Consider the following 21833-nt stretch of genomic DNA (forward strand, 5'->3'; position numbering starts at 1 on the left):
ACGCACTTCCACTTCCACATATGTTCGAATATTACAAATCGATGCCTGTTTTCTAAATGGAGAACAACGCACAGTTTGCCTAAAATATGGGCTAGAACCAACTAAAACGCATAGGGAGGTCCATAGAGATGAAAGCGCTATTAAAAAAATCAGCAAGTCTAATTCTGACTCTGGGCATTGTAGGCAGTCTGGCGGCATGTTCATCCGGTTCGTCCGGCGGAGGAGCACAGGGGGAAAGTAACGGCAAGATCAAGCTGACGCTGTGGGATCAATCGGTCGGCAATACCGATCCTTCGGCCAAGTTACTGCCCGAGATTGTTGAGAAATGGAACAGCGAGCATCCGGACATTCAGGTTGAACGTACGGGCACGACAGGAGAACAGTACAAAACCAAAGTCAAAACATCGATTGCAGCTGGTGAAGCGCCAGACCTGTTCTATGGCATGGGTGGTGGCAGCTTCATGCAGCCGTACATCAAATCCGGCAATGTGCTGGAAATCTCAAGTTACCTGACGGACGATATCAAAGAACGAATGGGGCCGGGTATGGCGGAGGCCATCAATATGGACGGCAAAATCTACACATTGCCCGTGTATACCCATATCGCCAACCTTTACGTGAATACGGAATTGTTCGAGCAGGCAGGTGCCAAGATTCCGACCACATATAACGAACTGTTGGATGCAGTCACCAAGCTGAAAGCGGCAGGAATCACCCCGGCTGTGATTGGAGAGAAGGACCGCTGGCCGGGCATGTACTGGTACGACATTATTGCGATGCGTCAGGCAGGAAATGCTGCGGTGATGGAAGCCTTTAAAGATCCGTCGAAGTGGGATTCGCCCGATTTTGTTGCCGCTGCCACCAAAATGCAGCAGCTTGCACAAGCAGGAGCGTTCAACAGCAGCATGTTCAGCATGAGCTATGACGAGATGCTTGGGGCATTTAATGCAGGCAACGGGGCGATGATGTTCCAGGCCAACTGGGTGAATGCAGGAATTGAGGACCCGTCCTCCGCAGTCAAAGGCAAAGTGAAAGTGATTCCGTTCCCGGTATTTGAAGATGGCAAAGGCACAAATACCGAAATCTTTGGCGGAGCCGTCGATGGTTTCTACATCAACCAGAATACCAAACATCCGAAGGAAGCCGTGGAATTCCTCATGTATCTAAGCGAGCAGCTTGGTACAAAAGGTTTTCTGGCTGGAGCGGGTCTGCCAAGCTGGAAAACCGATGCACTCGACACATCCAGCCTGTCCTCCCTTGATCTGTCTGCGGCAGATATTATGAAAAAGGCGACCTCATTCATCGCCTGGTGGGATAACATTCTGCCTGCGGAGTCTGCCGAAGCGCACAAAAACCTGATTGCCCAGCTGCTTGCAGGCGATGTAACACCGGAGGAGTTCTGCAAACAGATGGCACAGCTCAAACCAACAGAGCTAAGTCTATAGAAAACAGGTAGGCAGGTATACGTGCGTGCAAGCTTACAAGCTTAAATGCTTACAGGCCCTAGGTCCTTACACTACAAGTCTTTGCAAATTACCTGTGAATATCTTGCGCATAGACCTTGTGACCTTGCAATGCTACCGCTTCTAACCATGAAGATGAACCCAAACAAGGCGTGGTCCGGTATATCCCGGTCACGCCTTTGAGAGGAGAACAACAATGAACTCTGTATTTTCCAATAAAGGCACGATAGCCGTCTTTGTACTGCCGACGCTGCTTCTGTTCTGCGGCATTGTGCTTATTCCTATCTTTGTCTCCAGTTATTACAGTCTTCTGGACTGGAACGGCGTGGGCAGGGGTACATTTATCGGCCTAGACAACTATGTAGAGATGTTTAAAGATACCCGTGTGCTGAATTCGATCAAGAACTCTCTGTTATTCGCGGGAGCTTCGGTGTTCATTCAACTGCCGATCTCGCTGGTTCTAGCACTGATTCTGGCGTCCAACGTCAAGGGGGAAGGCTTCTACCGGACCGTGTATTTCATCCCGGTGTTGATCTCAACGGTGGTTATTGCCCAGTTGTGGTCAAAAATCTACAATGCCGATTATGGCCTGCTGAACGTGCTGCTGCAAAGTATTGGCTTATCCAGCCTGGCACAGGACTGGCTGGGACAGAAGGACACCGCGCTGGCGGCATCGTTTATTCCGACCTTGTGGCAGTACGTAGGGTATCACATGCTGCTGATGTATGCAGGTGCGAAGTCCGTGTCTCAGGATGTGCTCGAAGCTGCTCGAATGGATGGTGCTTCCCGTATTCGCACAGCGTGGTCCATTATGATCCCGCTGATGAAGCCGATTCTGAAGGTAAGCCTTGTTTTTTCCGTCATCGGTGCGTTCAAGGTGTTTGACCTGATCTATGTGCTGACGGGAGGCGGTCCATTTTACACCACTGAAGTGCCGAGCACACTGATGTACGCTACCATTTTTGATACGTTTCGGTACGGATATGGCAGTGCGATCTCGGTCTTTATCATTGTGGAGTGTCTGGTGTGTACGATCCTCATTAATTCATTGTTTAAAACGGAGTAGAGGGAGGCATAAGGCATGAGTACCGTAGAAGTCATGTTGCAAAAAAAGCTCAAGCCGAGGTCCATCTCCGGACCGATCGGGAAAGTGTTCCTGCAAGCGTTTCTGATCCTCGTTGCGATCGTGCAGATCTACCCGCTTATCTGGCTGGCGCTGTTTTCCCTGAAGGATAACAGTGAGATTTTCAGCGGTGATGTGGCCGGGTTGCCCAAAGCGTTTTTGTGGAGCAACTACACCAAAGCAATGTCCGACGGCCATGTGCTGACCTATTTTATGAATAGTGTGCTGGTTACTGCGGCTTCCATTGTCTTGGTACTGATCTTGTCCTCCATGACGGGATACGCAATCACAAGAATGAACTGGAAGCTCAGCGGGTTCACGATGACAATCATTTTGCTGGGCATGATGGTGCCGATTCATGCGGCGCTGCTGCCATTGTTTATTATTTTGAAGAATCTGAGCCTGCTCAACAGCTACTGGTCTCTGATCATTCCCTATGTGGCATTTGGCATTCCGATGGCGGTGTTCATTCTGGGCAGTTTTTTCAAAGGTATCCCGAGAGAGATGGAGGAGTCGGCGGTTATCGACGGCTGCGGCATATACCGGACGTTTTTCTCCATTATCCTGCCGCTTGTGCGTCCGGCCATATCAACTGTAGCGATCTTCACATTTCTATCTTGCTGGAATGAGCTGATGTTTGCTGTCACGTTTATCAATAACACGGCTTACCAGACATTGACGGTGGGCATGATGTCGATGGTGGGAACGTACATTACGCAATGGGGCATCATTGGTGCGGGACTGATGATTACAACGGTGCCAACGGTAGTCATCTATCTGCTGTTGAACAAACAGGTGCAGAAGAGTATGATCGCAGGTGCGATCAAGGGTTAGCTGAAGGCTGGACTGGAGGCTTGGCGGTAGAAGGGCTTGCTGCTCGCTCGCTGTACTCTCTTTCTGGTGGATATCGGCTTGATTCAGGATTTCGCAAGGTGTGATCTCTGGACTAGACCAGAGCCTGTGGTCATGGAATAATAAGGGGGTATGTAGCCAGGTAGTTGCAGAGAGGGGTCATTATTTATGGTCAATATCGCGATGGTAGAGCAGGAGTCTGTTCGGGAAAAGGTTGTGGCGTTCACGTTTGATGATGGACCGCATCCGGTCTATACACCTCAAGTGCTTGAGATATTCCGGCTTGCCGGTGGGCAGGCGACGTTTTTCATGATTGGCCAAGAGATGGAGAATCACCCGGAGATTGCGGCGGAGGTGCATCGTGAAGGGCATGAGATCGCTAACCATACGTACACGCATCCAGATCTGACCAAGTTGACGCTAAAGGAAGCCGGGGGGGAACTGCAACGCGCAGAAAATCTTGTTCAAAAAGTTACGGGGCAACCTGCCCGCAGCTTCCGACCGCCGTATTTTGGCGTAAACGATGATATACTGTCTCTGGCAGCGGAGCGTGGATATCGCACGATCGGTGCGGTCAACGGCGATGCGAAGGATTGGGACAATCCCGGTGTTGAACACATCCTGGAGCATACCCGGTCTGCGGTGAAACCTGGCAGCGTGCTCATATTCCATGACGGGTACGGGGATCGTTCCCAGACGGTGGAGGCAGTTCGTGTGCTGGTGGATGAGCTGGTCGCGGAAGGGTACCGATTGGTGACGGTGAGTGAGTTGTTAGACATTTCTCGTGAGCATGATATAAAGACGACATAATCAAGTGGGACCCATCATTCTTTGAATGATAGGGTCCTTTTTTAAATATATATAATGCATAGGAAGAACGGAGCGGGAGCACAAACTTTGCTTGCCCTCTCAAACTACTTTATAATAATAGGCTAAACTAGATTATGTCAGGAGGAAACAATGGATTTTATCAGAAATCAACTAGAAGAAATCGGCATGAGTGAACCCTCCATTGGATACCTTTCGAATGTGATTATGATTATTTTTATCGCGCTAATCTCGGTAATGGCGAATGTTATTGCCAAGCGAGTGGTACTGAAGACGGTGCATCGTATCGTGAGTAACAATCGTTTCAAGTGGGGCCACATCGTGGTGCAGAAAAATTTATTTCAGAAGCTGTCACATCTCGTACCGGCCATTATTATCTATTATTCTGCTTATATTTTCTCGCCCTATCAGGCTTTGATTGAAAAATCAGCTATGACGTACATGATTGTCATCATGATTACGGTTCTGAATGCTCTGCTGAATGTCTTCGATGATATCTATCGTACCTATGAGGTATCGAAGATTCGCCCAATCAAGAGTTACATTCAGGTAGCCAAGATTGTCCTGTTTATTATCGGGGGTATTATCGTCATCTCCAGCCTGATTGGACAGAATCCTCTTATTATCCTCAGTGGACTTGGGGCGTTATCGGCGGTATTAATGCTCGTATTCAAAGACTCGATTCTGGGCCTCGTGGCCGGTGTACAGCTATCGTCGAACGATATGGTGCGTGTCGGTGACTGGATCGAGATGCCAAAGTATAATGCGGACGGTGACGTCATTGACATTACATTGAACACGGTAAAGGTTATGAATTTTGATAAAACAATTACGATGATTCCAAGCTACGCCCTCATTTCGGACTCGTTCCGTAACTGGAGAGGCATGCAGGTGTCCGGCGGCAGAAGGATTAAGCGGAGTATTTATATTGATATCAGCAGTATCCGTTTTTGTACGGAAGAGATGGTGGCTGAATTTGAGAAAATCCACTACCTGACTGATTATGTCACGTCAAAATTGAAAGAAATTCAAGCGTACAATATGGAGCATCAAGTGAATACCGAAAGCAACGTGAACGGCAGACAGTTGACAAACGTCGGTGTGTTCCGGGAATATATCCATCAATATTTGAGGAATCATCCAAAAATCAATAAGGATATGACGATGATTGTGAGACAACTAGCACCGGAAGATCGCGGACTGCCTCTGGAAATCTATGCATTCAGCAATGATATCAACTGGGGTGTGTATGAGAATGTGCAAGCGGATATCTTTGACCATATTTTCGCGGTAGCGCCAACATTTGGACTGCGGGCCTTCCAGAACCCAACCGGACATGACATTGTGCAACTTAAAGAAAACAAACAATATTCGAGCGGATATTGAGATCCGAAGCACCGTAAAGGTGCTTTTTTTTTATTCAAAAAGTGACATATTTACTATTTACAAAAATGGAAATAATTAATAGTATGTTTATATGGGTTTGATTTCCATATTCTATGTTTTCTTTTTCTTCTCAATTATATGGATATACAATGTACCGCTTTGATTATTGGAAAATTTGATGGAGGTGAGCTTCGTGGCACGTGTGTTAGTTGTGATGATGCCTGCAGAAGGGCATATCAATCCGTCGCTCGGGTTAATCAAGGAGTTGATAGAGAGCGGAGATGAGGTCGTCTATTGTTGTACTGAAAAATACCGGACGAAGATTGAAGCGTTAGGTGCTCAATTTAAAGCTTACTCCTTCAACGAGGCAACCCTGCTCAACAACCCCAATATGAAGCCATTTGAAATCAAGCATCCGTACCAATTCTTATATATGATTTTGAAAAAAATAATTCAACGGTTTATTCCGGATGTTCTGAATCTGATCGAAAATGAAACCTACGATTATATTATTTTTGACTCCTTAATCGGCTGGGGCGGACAAATTTTGGGCGAAAAGCTGGGGATACCCACGATCTGCTCGACCAGTGCCTTTGTTTTTGTAGAGCCTCTCGGGTCAGGTAGTCATAATCTGAAGGATGACAATGAGGAGGTCCAGGAGCTATATAACAGCATTATGGAAATGTCTCAACAATTAGCTTCCCGGTTCAATGTGGCTGCGCCTTCTCTGGCGGAACTTTCAGTTCATCCAGGACAACTGAAGATTGTCTATACAAGCCGCTATTTTCAACCCATGGGGGACAAGCTGGACGACAGCTTTGTGTTCACTGGCCCGTCCATTATCCCGCGCAAGGATGCGCCAGCTTTTGCAAATGAATCTCTGCATGCTCTTTATAAGCAGGCCGTTTATATTTCGATGGGAACCATTTTAAATAAAGATCTCGAGTTTTATAAGCTTTGCTTTACGGCCTTTCGTGATTTGCCTGTGCAGTTTATTTTGTCTTCTGGGAAGGATACCGATTTGGAGCCCATTGCTGAGCTCATTCCTGATAATTTTATCATCAGGCCCTATGTCCCCCAACTGGAAGTGTTGCAGTGTGTAGATGCTTTCCTGACACATGCAGGCATGAACAGTGCAAGTGAGGCTTTGTATTACAATGTACCGTTGATCATGCTCCCGTTAACCTCGGATCAGCCTCGTGTAGCAGGCCGGATACAGGAGTTGGGCGCGGGAGTAATCTTGGATAAAAATAACCTGACGCCTGACATACTGAGAACCGCGGTGTTAGAGGTGCTCAGCAATGATTCCTACAGGGAACATGCAGGAGTGATTGGGAACACACTGCGTGATGCTGGCGGGTATAAGCGGGCGGCTGCTGCCATCAAAGAATTTTTGGGTAATCGACCTTTATCAGCCACGACTATCTCTTCCCTTGAATGAAGAGGCGACTTTCCTCTTATTAGAGAGGTTGACTTACCGTGTGAACAGAGCGAGAGGTCGAAGGGATTCTCGATGATGGTGTACAATTGATTCAAGCGCTTGAGGAAAGGTTAGAGATAACCGAGAGCACATGTCATTTTGTCGCATTAAAATAGGAAGCAGACCTTTCACAAAGGAGAGTTCTCACATGAATCATATTCCGGAATATACATTGAATGATGGCTTGAAAGTACCTGCAATTGGATTTGGTACCTATAGTTTAAAAGGTGAAGAAGGCGTTAAATCGATCACGTCTGCAATGGATGCCGGTTATCGATTAATTGATACGGCGTATAACTATGAGAATGAGGCAACCGTGGGCAGAGCAATCAAGCAAAGCTCCATCGCCAGAGAAAATCTGCTCATTTCCTCTAAGCTGCCGGGGCGTTATCATGCTCATGATAAAGCACTTGTGGCGATCCAGGAATCCCTGTATAGAGCGGATCTGGATTATTACGATCTGTATCTGATTCACTGGCCCAATCCGAAGAAGGACATGTATGTCGAGGCATGGCAAGCGCTGATTGAAGCGAAAAAACGCGGGTATATTCGTTCCATCGGAGTGAGTAACTTCCTACCTGAACATAATGAACGCCTGATTAAGGAAACAGGGATAGCGCCGAGTCTGAATCAGATTGAGCTTCATCCGTTCTTTGACCAAGCCGATCAACGGGAACAGGATACGAAGCATGGCATCGTGAACGAATCCTGGAGTCCGATTGGACGTGGCAATGATGCCGTACAGGATATTCTGAAGGATGAGAACATTCTTCGGATTGCGGAAACGCATGGCAAAACGCCAACCCAGATCATTCTGCGCTGGCATGTTCAGCTGGGTTCCATTCCCATTCCGAAAGCCGGCTCCTTGCAGCATCAGCAGGAAAATATCGATATATTCGATTTTGAGTTGAGCACAGAAGAGATGCAGGTCATCTCTGCATTTAATCGTCCGGATGGACGGTTGTGGGATCAGGACCCAAGCGAGTACGAAGAATTTTAAAGAACGACAAATGAAGGGCTGCTCTCATGTCAGATATGACAGGAGGCAGCCCTTTATTGTTGAAGCATATTAAGCATTGTTGCAGTTTTTCATGTTGCGTAATTTCTGTTTACTGTTCCGCAGGGATACGGAAGGTCAGAATCTCATAAGGTTTGATATCAAAAGAAATCCGACCATTTTCCACGGCGCATTCCGCTTCGTTATTCTCGAGCAAATCACAAGCGTACGCCGTAGCACCTGCTCCTTCAGGCAATTGCAGGGAAGCACGGCTGCGACGGCCGTGTGCTTCATAGAGACGAATGATCATATCATCGTTGTTCTCGGCTTTTTTGATAACCTCCAGCACGACATTATCCTGATCGACCGATGCAAGTGACCATGTTCCCGGCAACGTACCGGTTTGCGGACTTACTTCACGGGCAACGAGCGGACGGTTGAGATCATAAGCGGCTTGGATGACACGTCCTTCACGGAAGTCGCCCTGATGCGGATAGAGCGCGTAGGTAAATACGTGCTGCTCTTTGTCGGCATTTTCATTCGGGTACGTTGCGCTCTTGATCAGTGACAGTCGCATCACCGAGTTATGAATGTCATATCCGTATTTGCAGTCGTTCAGCAGAGCAGCACCGTACCCGTTCTCCGCCAGATCGGCCCACTTCTGCCCGCATACTTCAAACCGGGCTTGATCCCAGCTAGTATTACGGTGGGTAGCACGCTCAACGTTGCCGTACTGGATTTCGTAGACTGCTTTCTCACTCCAGATATCCAGCGGGAAGGCGGCTTTCAGCAGCAAATGCTCCTGCTTCCAGTCCACAAACGTACGGAAATCAATCCGGCGCGTATACGCGTAGAAGATGATCGTCTGCTCAATGATCGAGTCCAGGAACTGTCGCTTCACTTGAAGCACGGAACGTACCGGCCCACTTTCAACCCACTCCATCGACTGCAGGTCATTAATCTCCCACATATGCTGTTCATAATAATCGTCAATGTTCCATGCCTCGTATTCCGCAGGTCGATCCTCGAACACTTGCAGCACGTTACCACGCTTGCCAGACTGAAGCAGCTCACGACCCTCCAGCTTGTCCCATACGGATGCGAACTCGGCACTTTCATTCAGGTGAATATCGTACCAAGGTGTATGGATATGGCGCCGATCAGCTTCCCACTGTGCAACCGAAACTCCCGCGACAAGCTCGTCTGTGAGATCCGTTGTGATTCGGAAGGATTTATACCCGGATGCAGGTACGTTTTCTGCAAGGAATATAAGTCCACCTTCGGGAGTCCGCTGGCTTGGTACAGGGCGATCTCCATCGTAGACGGTTACTTTTCTCGCAAAAGCAGGCAGTTCAACCACATCCGTCCGTACAAATCCGGTGGTGTTAAATACCACAATGGCTTCGCCATCAGATGTAATTCGGCTGGTAATGCCGTTCAGCGCGCTGTCTTTCAGCTCATCCGTGACACGCAGGACTTCTTCATATTGCTCCTTGGAATCCACATATACCTGCTCAATGGAGCTGCCTGGGAGAATATCATGGAACTGGTTCAGCATCGTCAGCTTCCATGCATGCTCCAGTGCATTGGTTGGATAGGCCGCCTGTGCATTCGCCTGACGATGAATCATGGCATAAAGCTCGGCATCAGCCAGCGCAAATTCGCTATGACGGTTGTACCGTTTGTTACGCGCCATGGAAGTGTAGGTACCCCGGTGATACTCCAGATACAGCTCACCTGACCAGCGGGGAACGGAAGGAACATCCGCCAGATTTTGCTCCAGCTTCTCGAAAAACTCGCGTACAAAGGTACGTTTCACCGCAGGTACACCCGGCAATCCGACATCAAGTCGTCTGCCATGCTCCAGCATCTCTTCGGTTGGTCCACCGCCGCCATCTCCGAATCCGAAACATTGCAGGACATCTGCATTGATGTTTTTGTTCTGGTATCGCTGCCACGTACCTTTTACTTGCGAAGCATTAAACCGTCCATTATAAGTTGTTTCGAAGCGACGCTGCCTGAAATCGGGATGTTTGTCATAGTCTGTTGCTGTGATAAAGTGGGTCAGAACCTCTGATCCGTCGATTCCTCGCCAGTACATCGTATCGTTCGGAATCTGGTTTGTATCATTCCAGGCAATTTTGGTTGTCATAAAATAATCAATGCCGCTCTTGCGCATAATCTGCGGCATCGCTGCACTATAACCAAATACATCCGGCAACCAGAGCACACGGTTCTCCACACCGAACTCTTCCTTGAAGAAACGTTTGCCGTAGATAATCTGACGGATCATGGACTCACCCGAAATCAGGTTACAATCGGCCTCCAGCCACATTGAACCTTCCGCTTCCCAGCGGCCTTCGGCCACCTTTTCCTTGATTTTCTCATATAGGGATGGGTAGTCTGCTTTCAGGTATGCATACAGCTGGGGCTGAGAGGACATGAAGGTATACTCTGGGAACTTGTCCATCAAGTAGAGTACACTCGCAAAGCTGCGAATGACCTTCTCCCGAGTCTGATCCAATGTCCACAGCCATGCCACATCGATATGCGTGTGTCCGATACAGTGCACGGTAGGGATGTGATCACCAGCAGGGCGGATATCACCATAGACATGATCTTGCAGATATCGGCGTGCTTCCAGTACCGATGCGTGGAATTCTGAGCTGTTTTCCTGGCGCAAATCCAGCAAATTCACGGCTTTATTCAGATGTTCGATAAGCTTCAGCCGCTCCAGATCATCCTCACGCAGCAGATCGGCAGCATCGAGCGCAGCCTTAAGATCGTAATACAAATCGGAGACTTGCTGATGATGCTCGGCAATATATACATTCAGAAAAACATCCGCGGCAGAAGTACTGCAATAAGCATATAATGCCAGTTCGAATTCATCACCTTTTGCCGCAGCGGATGTCAGGTCGATCTCCGTATGATTCACATCCAGACCGCAGATCAATTCCCCATTGAGGAATGCCAGAAATTGCGGATTATCGTAATTCCAGATGTCATCAGCGCCAGTGACGATGGCACAAACGACCTTTTTTCCCTCCAGATGATCCGGAATCTGAATGCGGGTTTTGAAGCAACTGTGTACGTCTTTGCCACCCCAGCCATCACCTTTACGGAATACGTTCCAGGAGGAAGGGTCCTCATGCACCAGTTCCCAGGAGTGGTAACCACTTTCTTTATGATAAAGCTCAGGGATATATGTCTTTGAGGTTAGTCGTGCACGTTCCAAGTGTTTAACAATGGTATGGATTCGAGTATACAAGGAATTCATTTTCATGTTGGTTTCCCACCTTGGTTTGTAGTAAGTACAGGCTGTGGTCGTTGTTGGAGCGAGAATACTGCAAGCGCTAACATATCAACTTTATCATAACAAAAGAGAAATGGCCGAAACTACGTATTGTATGCTGAAAACAACGTCTTTTTATTGCATTTCATGCTAAAATAAACTCATTAGAACCAGGATGGGGGCATGTTCATGACACAATCGGTTTTGGCATACGAGCAGGGATATGCGGTCCATGTGAACCAGCCTGGAGATTCGCTCTTTTATCATCTGGATTATGACGAGCGTTCTCATGATCTAAATATGGAGTTTCAGCATTTCCATGATTTCTATGAAATCTGTATTCTTCTGGATCGCACGGCTGCCCACATCATTGAAGGCAGTTTGTACGAGATTCAACCTTATGATATCGTTCTGTTGCGGCCTTCCTTACTACACAAGACGCAATATCCGAAGGGCGCCCCACCGAAACGATTGATGATCACCTTTGCCATACCACGCAATACACCTGGTCTTGAGAGCGATTACAATGAGCTATTTTCGATTTTTGATGAACCCATCCCGATATTCCGATTTACAGAAGAAAGACGAAAGGAAGTCCTCGCGCCGATCAATGATATTTTTGCTATATCGCAGCAGCCTTCTGCACTTCAATCGGTAATGATTCATAGCAAGTTCGTGGAGTTTCTCTGTGCTCTTCATCGTTATTCACCAGAGAACGGATATGTGCGTGAAGAGACTGGATCAACGATGTCCAGGCGCATGTATGCCATTGCCTCTTATATTCACAGCCATTATCAGCAGGATTTATCTTTGGACGAGGTATCCAAGCGTTTTTATGTAAGTGCCCATCACTTGTCTCGCCAATTCAATAAGGTTACAGGCTTCACCTTCACGGAGTATGTGCAGATGACCCGTATTCGGAATGCCCAGCAATTGCTGCTGAATTCGAGTGAGAAAATCACAGATATTGCTGCACAGTGTGGGTTCACAAGCTTTTCCCAGTTCAATCGCATCTTCAACAAACAGAACGGAATGTCACCAAGTGCATATCGCCGTAGCAGACATTCACAGTGCGAACGTGAAGTGATATATTTGGGTAGGCCTGAGCGCTGACAGAAGACAGAGATGATCTGGGGATGTCAGTGGAGCGGTGCTGCATGAATGGCAACAGCCACAGATATATGGAGATATACAAAAAGGCAAACCCTCTAAGTTACAATAAACTGTACCCCATGGAGTAGACACTTTAAAAAAGTCTCTCTATGGGGTATTTTTGTTGTATACCATGAACGAGACAAGGACGGAGAACGATTAATGAGTAAAAAAACATTTACAACCCGCGAAGTAGAGCAACTTGCTACAAATCACTATGTGAAGTCTGTTTCGACCAAGGGAATCACTTATACGGACGAGTTCAAACAACTCTTTATTACATTAAATCAGCAAGGAAGGATGCCTAGAGAGATCTTTGAGACTTGTGGATTTGACGTTCAGATCATTGGGATGACTCGGGTCAAAGCCGCAGCTGACCGATGGAGAGCCAGTTACAACGAGCAAGGGGCTCTAGGCTTACAAGATACACGAGGCAAACATTCAGGAGAGTCTCTAAAACGAGAGTTAACCTTGGCAGAAAAGAACGCGAAACTCGAAGCACAGATTCACCTGCTCCAAGCAGAGAATGAACTCTTAAAAAAGATTCGCCTGGCCGAACGGGGGTGGAGCCACGAGTAAAACTAACGCCTGGTCTTCGATACAGGTTAATCCGAACCGTGATTGAGAAATACCATCTTCAGCGAATGGTAAGTGTTCTGTGTGAGACTGCCGGGGTCTCCAAAAGCGGATATTACCGATACTGGAGCACTTCAGCCATTCACAGCCGCACGAAGAAGGAACAGGTTGATGAGGAAATAGGTGTGTACATCCGTCGAGCCTTCCAATTTAAGAAACGTAACAAGGGCGCTCGCTCCATTAAGATGACGCTGCAAGGACAATTTCAGATCATGTGGAATCTCAAGCGCATCCGAAGAATCATGAAAAAATACGATATTGTATGCCCTCATCGACGAGCTAATCCCTACAAACGAATGATGAAGGCAACCCATGAGCATCGAACCATGCCTAACCTGTTACAACGCAACTTCAAACAAGGCATCCCGGGCAAAGTACTTCTAACAGATATTACATACTTAAGTTACGGCCAAGGGAAGCGCGCCTATCTGTCCACCATCAAGGATAGTTCCACCAATGAAATTTTGGCTTATCATGTGTCGGAGCGAATGACGATGGATCTGGCGACAAACACGTTGCTCCACTTACAGAAAAACCGCAAATTCAAGAAGAGTCATGATGCTTTCATTCATTCCGATCAAGGTACGCACTACACTCATCCGGATTTTCAGAAGAAAGTGAAACGGATGGGGCTTGGGCAATCCATGTCCAGACGAGGAAATTGTTGGGATAACGCACCGCAGGAGTCGTTTTTTGGTCATTTTAAGGACGAAACTTCCTTAAAGAGCTATGCCACGTTAGACGAAGCAAACGAGAAGTTAAAGCCTATATGACCTACTACAATCACTTTAGATACCAGTGGAACCTAAAAAGGATGACCCCTGTACAATACAGAGATCATCTTCTTGAAGCCGTATAGTTTTTTTTAGAAATGTCCTTTACATAGGGTACAGTTTACAAAGGGATTGCCTTTTTCCTTCTATTATATAGATAACTCACAAGTATTTCATCTAGGAACGTAATTAAACTTGATCCTTCGGCGCCAGCTCAATAGCAGAGCGGATGGCAGCTAGCATGCTTTTATCATCGGCGATATTTTTGCCAGCGATATCAAAGGCTGTACCGTGGTCGACAGACGTACGGATGATGCCACCTTTCAGACCAACGGTGATGTTCACGCCTTCCTCGATACCCATTACCTTGATCGGTGCATGGCCTTGGTCGTGGTAGCAGGCAACAACGATATCGAAGTCACCGCGACCAGCGCGGAAGAAGAGTGTGTCCGCCGGGAGTGGACCAACAACGTTAATGCCTTCCTGCTGTGCACGTTCGATGCCGGGCTGCAGCTTCTCTTCTTCTTCACCATTACCGAACAAGCCGTTCTCTCCGGCATGAGGGTTGATTCCGCATACGGCAACGCGCGGATTCTCAAAGCCTGCTTTTTTCAACGTATCATGAGCAAGCTTCACAACGGTGTAGGTTCTTTCCGGGTTAATACTCGCAATAGCATCGATCAGACCCATGTGTGTTGTCAGGTGAATAACGCGCAGATTCGGCGTGGTCAGCATCATCGAGAAGTCTTGTGTATCCGTCAGGTCTGCCAGAATCTCGGTGTGCCCCGGATATAGGTGCCCGCCCTGATGCAGAGCTTCTTTGTTCAAAGGCGCGGTGCAGATGGAGTGAATCTGCTGTTTTTTGGCAAGATCAATGGCTTTGGCGAGAAACTGGAATGCTGCATCCCCAGCCACGGCAGATACTTTACCATATTCCAGATCCGCAGGAACGAGGTTCAGATCAATCACATCCACAGTACCGAATTCATACTTGGCTTCGGAAGGCTCTTGAATCGCGTTGACGTTCAGAATTGAGCCGATGACTGGCAATACACGCTCCAGAATCTTTGCATCACCGATAACGAGTGGATTGCACTGATCGTACATCTCTTGATGACCCAGTGCTTTCATAATAATCTCCGGTCCAATACCTGCTGCGTCGCCCATTGTAATTCCAATTGTAGGTTTCATACAAGAATACCCCCTTTTAATTTTTGAATCGCATGAATAAAGACATCGGGTTTGCCGAATCCGCCTGCTTTGGTAATCACATGCAGATCTTCAATCCCTATAAACTTGGAGATCGGCACGCCGATTTCAAGCTCATCCAGCAGCTCGAAGCCGCTAATATTCCATTTCAGACAGATTTGTTTTGCCGTATCGCCACCGGTCATGGATACCCCTTTGAAAAGTCCCTCTTCCAGCAGTCTGGCACAGATCTCACCCATCGCAAGTACAATCTCGTTGCTGACTTCCGTGTGATTGAGACCGTGAATTTCGCCCGTTGCTCGTGCCAGTTCGATATCCACCTGTTCAGCGGTGGAGTAGAGGACAACATCTTGTCCTTCCAGCGCTTTATCTCGGACCTCGTTATAGACACGTTCCATCTCTTCCGCGCGGTCTGCGGTTGCGGATACCGCTTTGAAGGAATGGAAGGAGACTGAAGCCACGCGGGACTTGCGCATCAATCGATGCAGTTGCTCGCGGGAGTTTTTGTTCACGCTGCCGACCACCGTTAAGATTGGACCGGAATTCTCCGGGATATCAAGTGACGCAGCCCTGGATTCCAACTCGTAATGTGCGGGGAGGTAATTGGCAATGCCCGCCGAACCTGCCCAAGTAAAGGTATACTCCAACTCGCGAGTCATCTGCAGAATCAGTTCCAGATGTCTTTCTTCCGTGGAGTCCACCATTACATACGGGATGTTATTTGTTTTCAACTGTTCTAGCTTGGTGCGAATATGATTCTGTCCGGCTTCCAGATCGGCGACGGTGATCTCGCCAACTTCATACTTGGTCTGTTGTTTCAACAAGTCCGGGAGGTAGGAAATCGTTACAGGTGTCTTCGGATCATGGGCAATTTCAGTATCTGCCAGCGGAACGCCGTTCAGGTAATGAATTCCTTCCAATATCGTCCGGTTATTTTTTGGATATCCCGGGGCAATCATCATAAAGTCCGGCTTTACGACATCATATACAGCATCAATCTCGATACCGATATTACCGCGCATGGTGGAGTCCATTTTTTTGAAAATCGTCTCAAATCCGTTGTTCGTCAGCAATTCAGCAGCCCGATATACACGGTCATACGCTTCCTGCGAGGATATGGAACGACTATCTGTATCAAAGACGACGGCATCGTAACGTGTAAGAGGGCCTTCATCCATATTAAAAAGAACACTGGTCTTCAAGCCATGACGGGCAAGCTGCACCCCGCTGTCATTGGCACCGGTCAAATCATCTGCAATAATGGCTAATTTCATGCAGTCATCCCTCCTTGTAAGCACAATTTAATAAAAAGTCCGTTCAGATCATCCATTAAGCACAGATTATGCACATTAAATCAGGTGATACCCATTTATGTGGTTGGTCTTTGATTGTATTTCTCGACTCCACCTGATTTCTCCAGTCGTTTGGAGAGGAACCCGATGAAGATGGGCAACAGGATGGCCGTTGTTACAACGCTCGCTGCAATTTGCACCGTAGCAATCTCGGCAATCGGGCCAAATGAAGCATTAGCAGCAACGATGGCAGCAGGTGTACCTACGGCATTCCCGGCTGTTGAACCTTCGGAAGCACCCACGATGGGGTTCCAGCCGATGGCTTTAAAGAGCAGGAAACCGATTCCGCCCGTTAATAACACGGTTAACACACCCAGTAAAATTCCGCTAAGACCACCTTGAATGATGGAGGAGAAGCTAATGTTCATACCCAGAGCAAATGCAAAGAACGGAACAAGTTTGTCACTGCCTTTATGCAGCCATTCCGCCAGATTGCGGTCCAGATTACCAATAATGACACCAACGATGAGCGGAAGCAATACTGCGACAAAGGCCATAGGGGAAAACATACCGTTCGCAAAACCCATCGCACCAAAGACGGAGAGCGCTACCATGGTCAGGAAAGGACCATCACTGAGTGCCAGGAAAGGGTAGGCTGCTTTGTCATCTTCTTTCCCGTATTGGCCGGCGAGAGCAATGTACAAACCGCCGTTGGAGTTAGTCATTGCAGCAATAATGGCAAGCGGGGCCAGGCCGAGAAATAACCCGTTTGAATCCGCGAACAAAATAGCGATAAAACCAAGGGCTGCACCAATCACCCATTTGAACGTAAGCAATGTCAAACCTTTGCCGACAGAGGAACCTGCTGTTTTAAACGTAATCTGTGTACCCGCAATAAACAGGAACAGGGCAATCAAAGTACTGGCACTGTTGACAAAAAGGGCTTCCGTGAATCCGCCAATGCGTAGGGCATTTGGGAAGAATGTATTGATGGTTGCACCAAGTAACAGGGGAACGACCATCATACCGCCAGGGATGCGATCTAAAGTTGCTTTAATGTTCATAGTAGTAGCTCCTTATGAAGTAATCGTTTTTATGAAGCGCTTGCAGGGATTATATTATCCCATATCGTTTAATATAGCAACAATAAATTATTGTAAATTTTAAACACTTGGTTAACTGTTTAAAAATGCAACACATAAAAGCGATAAAAAAGACGTAAACTTAAAGTTAATCTTTAAGTTTACGCCATAATGTGGCCCGGTTAATCCCCAGACGCTCTGCGGCCTTCGATTGATTGTTATTTTCCTCCTGAAGCACAAATTGAATAACTTCCTTCTCAATCTCCTTCAGCGTACCGTTCAACTTCATTGGGCTTGAAGAAGGTTGCTGATCCAGCAAGCGGGATAAGGTAGCGGTGGTTATTACATACTCCTGTTCATTGAGTGCAGCCTGCTTGATCAGATGTTTCAGCTGGTTGACATTCATATGTGTGATCTGATCTTGGATCAGCTGTAGAGCATCTTCTTTTATTCTGACCGCAGTAGTTCCGTATTTGTGGTAGTAACCTGTAAGGAAATGCTGCATCAATGGAGCCAGATCCTCTGGTCTATCCGCAAGATTTGGCATCATGATTGTATTAAGCTCCAGATCGAGTGACCACTGCGGGTTCAATATCTGTTCCCCGAGTATAAACACCCCAATCTGATTTTGAAGGCAACTCTGGATAAAGGCGAGCAACTCCGGATCTTCCATACGTGTTTCCATGTGGTTAATCTCTACATTTCTAACCTTGGCGAGTGGTATCTTGTGCAAATGACCGGGCGGAACTTGCGTGAGATCCATCTGTAATAACAGTCCACCACCGGAGTACATCTGATGAATATGTTTGACCAGAAAAGATTTACCGGAATCCGCTTCACCTAGCAGATAGATCGGTTCATGATTCTCGTAAAGTGCTCGAATGTTCTGTAATACCGCCTGCATGGCAGGGGATTCGGCAACGATAGGCTCCATCGATGCGTCCGTAAACGTTGTTATGCCGAATTGTGCAAAGGCATAGGGTTGTCCTTTTTCCAGCATATATACCTTGTAGTTCTTATTGTCCAGGGTCGTTTCATAGGCGTTAACCGTGAGCTGGTAATCGTCCACCATGAACACATTTTGGATGTGGGATTGATGGAATTCCAGACTGGTATTTGTCAGATATATGTGATTATCGGTCAGCGGATTTTTCTCAAAATCAGTCAGGTTCTCGAATACAACTTCATTCCGTTCATTTAAAATAAGTAAATTGGGATGTTCCCGTGTAACCAGGTCATTCAGGATGATCGATATCGCATGATTTTTGCTCAAATAACGGTAGACCAGCTGTGCATCCTCCATCGCTCTAAGGATGGATTCCTGGCCAGATTGGATTAATAATCCCTCCAGACCATAGGTCTTCGCGGTGTTGACGGTGATCACATCTCCAACAATCTGTCGGTACCCGGAAGCCTTCAACTCCAGGAGCAATCGTGCCACATCTTCCGAGCTATGTATGGTATAGACCTTGAGGGGCAGATCCATCAGATCAATAATCGATTGTGCACCAGAGGTGATGTTGGAGAAGCCAACAATGGCTGTTTGGCCGTTAAACTGGCTTGCCAGGGTAAGTGAACGAATCATATCATAGCCCGATAACTGCACATCAATGACGGGAATAGTCACTGCTTTTTTAATCAATTGGGCGGTTCCACCGCGGCTGATGATAATCTCTGCACCGTTTTTCTCTGCTAGAGTTGCTAATTCCACACCGTTCGCCAAATCGCCCACGTCCGTCTGAATGGCTAACTGGGGAAAACGAGGAATGCACTCTTGTATGATAGGAATCATCGATTCGTAGGGAGCAATAAAGTGAACTCGTGTACGCATATTTTTCCTGCCTTTATAGAAAACTTTGATCCCCTTATTATAGCCAACTTGCGAAGGAATGGCACCTATGGGGGAACCAACACGGTTGTGTCTGCAAAAAGCCTGTGTGATATGCCTTCATAACTCTCCCGAGTGGAATGTGATGAAGTACACTGAATCGAATCGTTACGTATTTCAAAATTAATGCATAATTGCACACGATAAGTATAGAGAAATGAGGAGATTTCATATGGGAGACATTCATAAAGTAGCTGAGCCGGATCACATCATTAAGGATGTTGTCGGGAAGTTCCCGTGCAGGGTGCTGTGGAGTGAGGGCCGTCCATGTCTGGAGTATCAAAGGGAAGAGGATGTGGCGTTAATAACCGAATACGTCCATAAAACGTATAACGTTGAACTATTGGATGTGTTTTTTACAGCGGTGGAGAGCCTTCCGGTTGAGCCATAGATTAGGTAGGGATTTATTAGAGCGCGATGAGAAAAGGATTAAATCTCATATAACTTCCAATGTACATGATAAAATAAATAAGAGTGTACATCATGTTGGAGGGGAACCAATGAGAATTGTGTTGAAGAGATTGGGGTATGGTGCCTTGGCAATATTGGGTGTCATGCTATTGTTCATTGTAATTAGTTTCACGAATCATACGATTAAGCTCAAGAGTGAGTTGAGTATTCTGTCGCCGACAGGTGCAATGGTTAACGTGAATAATCACCAAATGCATATCTATACAGAAGGTTCTGGGTCACAGACACTGGTCTTTCTGTCAGGTGGGGGCACATCCGCTCCTGTATTGGATTTCAAGGCACTTTACTCCAGATTGTCTGAACAATACAAAATTGCTGTAGTTGAGAAGGCAGGGTATGGCTTCAGTGAAACGGCCGAGGTATCCCGCGATATCGATACGATATTGGAAGAAACCAGAACAGCGCTGACTTTAGCTGGCCAGAATCCACCGTATGTGTTGTTTCCGCATTCCATGTCAGGCATCGAAGCAATATATTGGGCACAACGGTATCCAACCGAAGTTAAGGCGATTATTGGATTGGACCCTGCTATTCCAGAGGTATATGAAGCATATCCTTTGCCCTCGGGAGGCCTGATGAGTCTGACAGCTTTGGGAGCACGAATGGGGATTACACGCTTTTTCCCCGGGATTGTGGATTCATCCGCTGCGATTAAGGAGAATCACCTGTCTCCTCAGGAAGAGGAACTTTACCGGGCGTTATTCTACAAGAATACGCAGACATCGAATATGAATGATGAAGTCAACATGATTAAACAGAATGCAGCAAAAGTTGCTACACAGGGAATTCCGGATGTGCCGATGTATTTTTTCATATCTAATGGAGAAGAGTTACCCGTTGAGAATTGGAAAACGTACCTAATAACTTATATCGAGTCTGTGAAGATGGGACAATATCAGATTTTAGATGGCGGTCATTACATACATAATACGGATCCAGATCGGATTGCAGAGGAAAGTGTGCTGTTCATTAAAGGACTGTGAACTAGGAAGAAAGATACTGAGAATTAGGAGAGGATTTTTGGATTATAAGGCGACACTATAGGTGTTCGTCTTTTCTTTTATTACTCCAACATTAACTTACTTTGGAAAGGAGAGACTCCACTTGCCATCGTGAAATGTGAAACGTATGTGGGCGTATTCATGTATTATAGTATACATATGAACTTTTCGGAGGAGGAACAAGTAATGGGAATCTTATCGAGGTTTAGAGACGTGATGAAGGCGAATGTGAACCATATGCTGTCTCGGGCGGAAGACCCGGAGAAGAGCGTGAATGAGTATATGCGCAGCCTGAGTAGTGATCTGGGTCAGGTAAAAGCGGAGACGACGGCGGTATTGTCGGATGAGAGCCGGGCGAAGCGAGCATTGGATGAGTGTAGCGCCGATGTCAAGAAGTTACAGCGGTATGCGGAGAAATCAGCGGAGTCGGGAGATGAAGACAAGGCACGTGGTTTTCTGGAGAAGAAAGTGAAGCTGGCTGACAAATTGAACGAATTACAGGCTGCATATGAACGTGCTTCTGCTAAAGCCAAGATGATGAAGCATATGAACGATAAACTGGTTGCAGATCTGGGGCAATTGGAAGCTCGGCATGCAGAACTGAAAGGTCGTATGGCAGATGCGAAGGCACAGCAACAGGCCAATGAACGGAACGCATCTGCGGGCAGAGCTGATGCTGCATTGAAGGCCATGGAAGACAAGGCGAATCAGGCGCTGAACGAAGCAGAGGCTTTGGCAGAACTTCGTGCTGGGGCACAGGAAGATGATTTGGACGAATTAATAGCCCAGTTGGAGAGGGACATGAACGCAGATGCGGGTAATAATGAGAATGCGTCGCCAAGTGCAGAGGAAGAACTCGCAGCGATTCAGGAAAAGCTGAAGAATAAATAATACGTTACACCATT

Annotated in this window: 16 protein-coding genes and 1 pseudogene; 12 read left to right on the forward strand and 5 right to left on the reverse strand. The window is 47.0% G+C overall.

Features of this window, described 5'->3' with window-relative positions; translation table 11 throughout:
* The first annotated feature begins 128 nt into the window (after positions 1–128).
* The 7 genes from QNO02_RS00990 to QNO02_RS01020 all read left to right on the forward strand — a co-directional run bounded on the left by QNO02_RS00990 (position 129) and on the right by QNO02_RS01020 (position 8132).
* The gene (locus tag QNO02_RS00990; protein ID WP_289390838.1) at positions 129–1445 is read left to right on the forward strand and encodes an extracellular solute-binding protein; all 1317 of its coding nucleotides are present in this window, start codon (positions 129–131) and stop codon (positions 1443–1445) included.
* Between the two features lie 214 nt (positions 1446–1659).
* Positions 1660–2529, forward strand: coding sequence for a carbohydrate ABC transporter permease (locus QNO02_RS00995; protein WP_017691225.1), 870 nt, complete (start codon positions 1660–1662; stop codon positions 2527–2529).
* A 15-nt stretch (positions 2530–2544) separates the two neighbouring features.
* Positions 2545–3420, forward strand: a complete 876-nt coding sequence (locus QNO02_RS01000; protein WP_176873139.1) for a carbohydrate ABC transporter permease — start codon at positions 2545–2547, stop codon at positions 3418–3420.
* 186 nt (positions 3421–3606) lie between these two features.
* The gene (locus QNO02_RS01005) at positions 3607–4248 is read left to right on the forward strand and encodes a polysaccharide deacetylase family protein (protein ID WP_289390839.1); all 642 of its coding nucleotides are present in this window, start codon (positions 3607–3609) and stop codon (positions 4246–4248) included.
* Positions 4249–4398: 150 nt separating this feature from the next.
* Positions 4399–5652, forward strand: coding sequence for a mechanosensitive ion channel family protein (locus tag QNO02_RS01010; RefSeq protein ID WP_289390840.1), 1254 nt, complete (start codon positions 4399–4401; stop codon positions 5650–5652).
* Between the two features lie 193 nt (positions 5653–5845).
* Positions 5846–7093, forward strand: coding sequence for a macrolide family glycosyltransferase (locus tag QNO02_RS01015; protein ID WP_289390841.1), 1248 nt, complete (start codon positions 5846–5848; stop codon positions 7091–7093).
* A 187-nt stretch (positions 7094–7280) separates the two neighbouring features.
* Positions 7281–8132, forward strand: a complete 852-nt coding sequence (locus QNO02_RS01020; RefSeq protein WP_289390842.1) for an aldo/keto reductase — start codon at positions 7281–7283, stop codon at positions 8130–8132.
* Between the two features lie 109 nt (positions 8133–8241).
* Here QNO02_RS01020 and QNO02_RS01025 read toward each other — a convergent pair whose 3' ends face one another.
* The gene (locus QNO02_RS01025) at positions 8242–11415 is read right to left on the reverse strand and encodes an alpha-mannosidase (RefSeq protein ID WP_289390843.1); all 3174 of its coding nucleotides are present in this window, start codon (positions 11413–11415) and stop codon (positions 8242–8244) included.
* 198 nt (positions 11416–11613) lie between these two features.
* Between QNO02_RS01025 and QNO02_RS01030 the strand changes: the two genes are divergently transcribed.
* Both QNO02_RS01030 and QNO02_RS01035 read left to right on the forward strand, forming a co-directional pair.
* Positions 11614–12537, forward strand: a complete 924-nt coding sequence (locus QNO02_RS01030; protein ID WP_289390844.1) for an AraC family transcriptional regulator — start codon at positions 11614–11616, stop codon at positions 12535–12537.
* A gap of 201 nt (positions 12538–12738) precedes the next feature.
* Positions 12739–14071, forward strand: a pseudogene (locus tag QNO02_RS01035) (IS3 family transposase).
* A gap of 103 nt (positions 14072–14174) precedes the next feature.
* Here the strand turns inward: QNO02_RS01035 and pdxA are convergent.
* From pdxA to QNO02_RS01055, 4 genes are all read right to left on the reverse strand, one after another.
* Positions 14175–15176, reverse strand: coding sequence for a 4-hydroxythreonine-4-phosphate dehydrogenase PdxA (gene pdxA, locus QNO02_RS01040; RefSeq protein WP_289390845.1), 1002 nt, complete (start codon positions 15174–15176; stop codon positions 14175–14177).
* Entirely contained in the window at positions 15173–16468 is a 1296-nt protein-coding gene (locus tag QNO02_RS01045; protein ID WP_289390846.1) for a four-carbon acid sugar kinase family protein, read from the reverse strand. Before QNO02_RS01045 ends, pdxA begins: the two co-directional genes overlap by 4 nt.
* Positions 16469–16563: 95 nt before the next feature.
* On the reverse strand, positions 16564–17550 hold the full coding sequence (locus QNO02_RS01050; RefSeq protein WP_091038675.1) for a 2-keto-3-deoxygluconate permease: 987 nt from the start codon (positions 17548–17550) through the stop codon (positions 16564–16566).
* Positions 17551–17716: 166 nt separating this feature from the next.
* Positions 17717–19399 carry a sigma-54-dependent transcriptional regulator gene (locus tag QNO02_RS01055; RefSeq protein WP_289390847.1) on the reverse strand — a complete coding sequence of 561 codons (1683 nt, stop codon included), beginning with the start codon at positions 19397–19399 and terminating at the stop codon, positions 17717–17719.
* Between the two features lie 229 nt (positions 19400–19628).
* Between QNO02_RS01055 and QNO02_RS01060 the strand changes: the two genes are divergently transcribed.
* The 3 genes from QNO02_RS01060 to QNO02_RS01070 all read left to right on the forward strand — a co-directional run bounded on the left by QNO02_RS01060 (position 19629) and on the right by QNO02_RS01070 (position 21819).
* Entirely contained in the window at positions 19629–19847 is a 219-nt protein-coding gene (locus QNO02_RS01060) for a hypothetical protein (RefSeq protein WP_076329625.1), read from the forward strand.
* Between the two features lie 109 nt (positions 19848–19956).
* Positions 19957–20910, forward strand: coding sequence for an alpha/beta fold hydrolase (locus tag QNO02_RS01065; RefSeq protein ID WP_289390848.1), 954 nt, complete (start codon positions 19957–19959; stop codon positions 20908–20910).
* 204 nt (positions 20911–21114) lie between these two features.
* Positions 21115–21819 (forward strand): PspA/IM30 family protein, encoded by a 705-nt coding sequence (locus QNO02_RS01070; RefSeq protein WP_289390849.1) that lies wholly within the window; start codon positions 21115–21117, stop codon positions 21817–21819.
* The last annotated feature ends 14 nt before the right edge of the window (positions 21820–21833 follow it).

The organism is Paenibacillus sp. PK1-4R, from assembly GCF_030369595.1.
Classification (GTDB): Bacteria; Bacillota; Bacilli; order Paenibacillales; family Paenibacillaceae; genus Paenibacillus.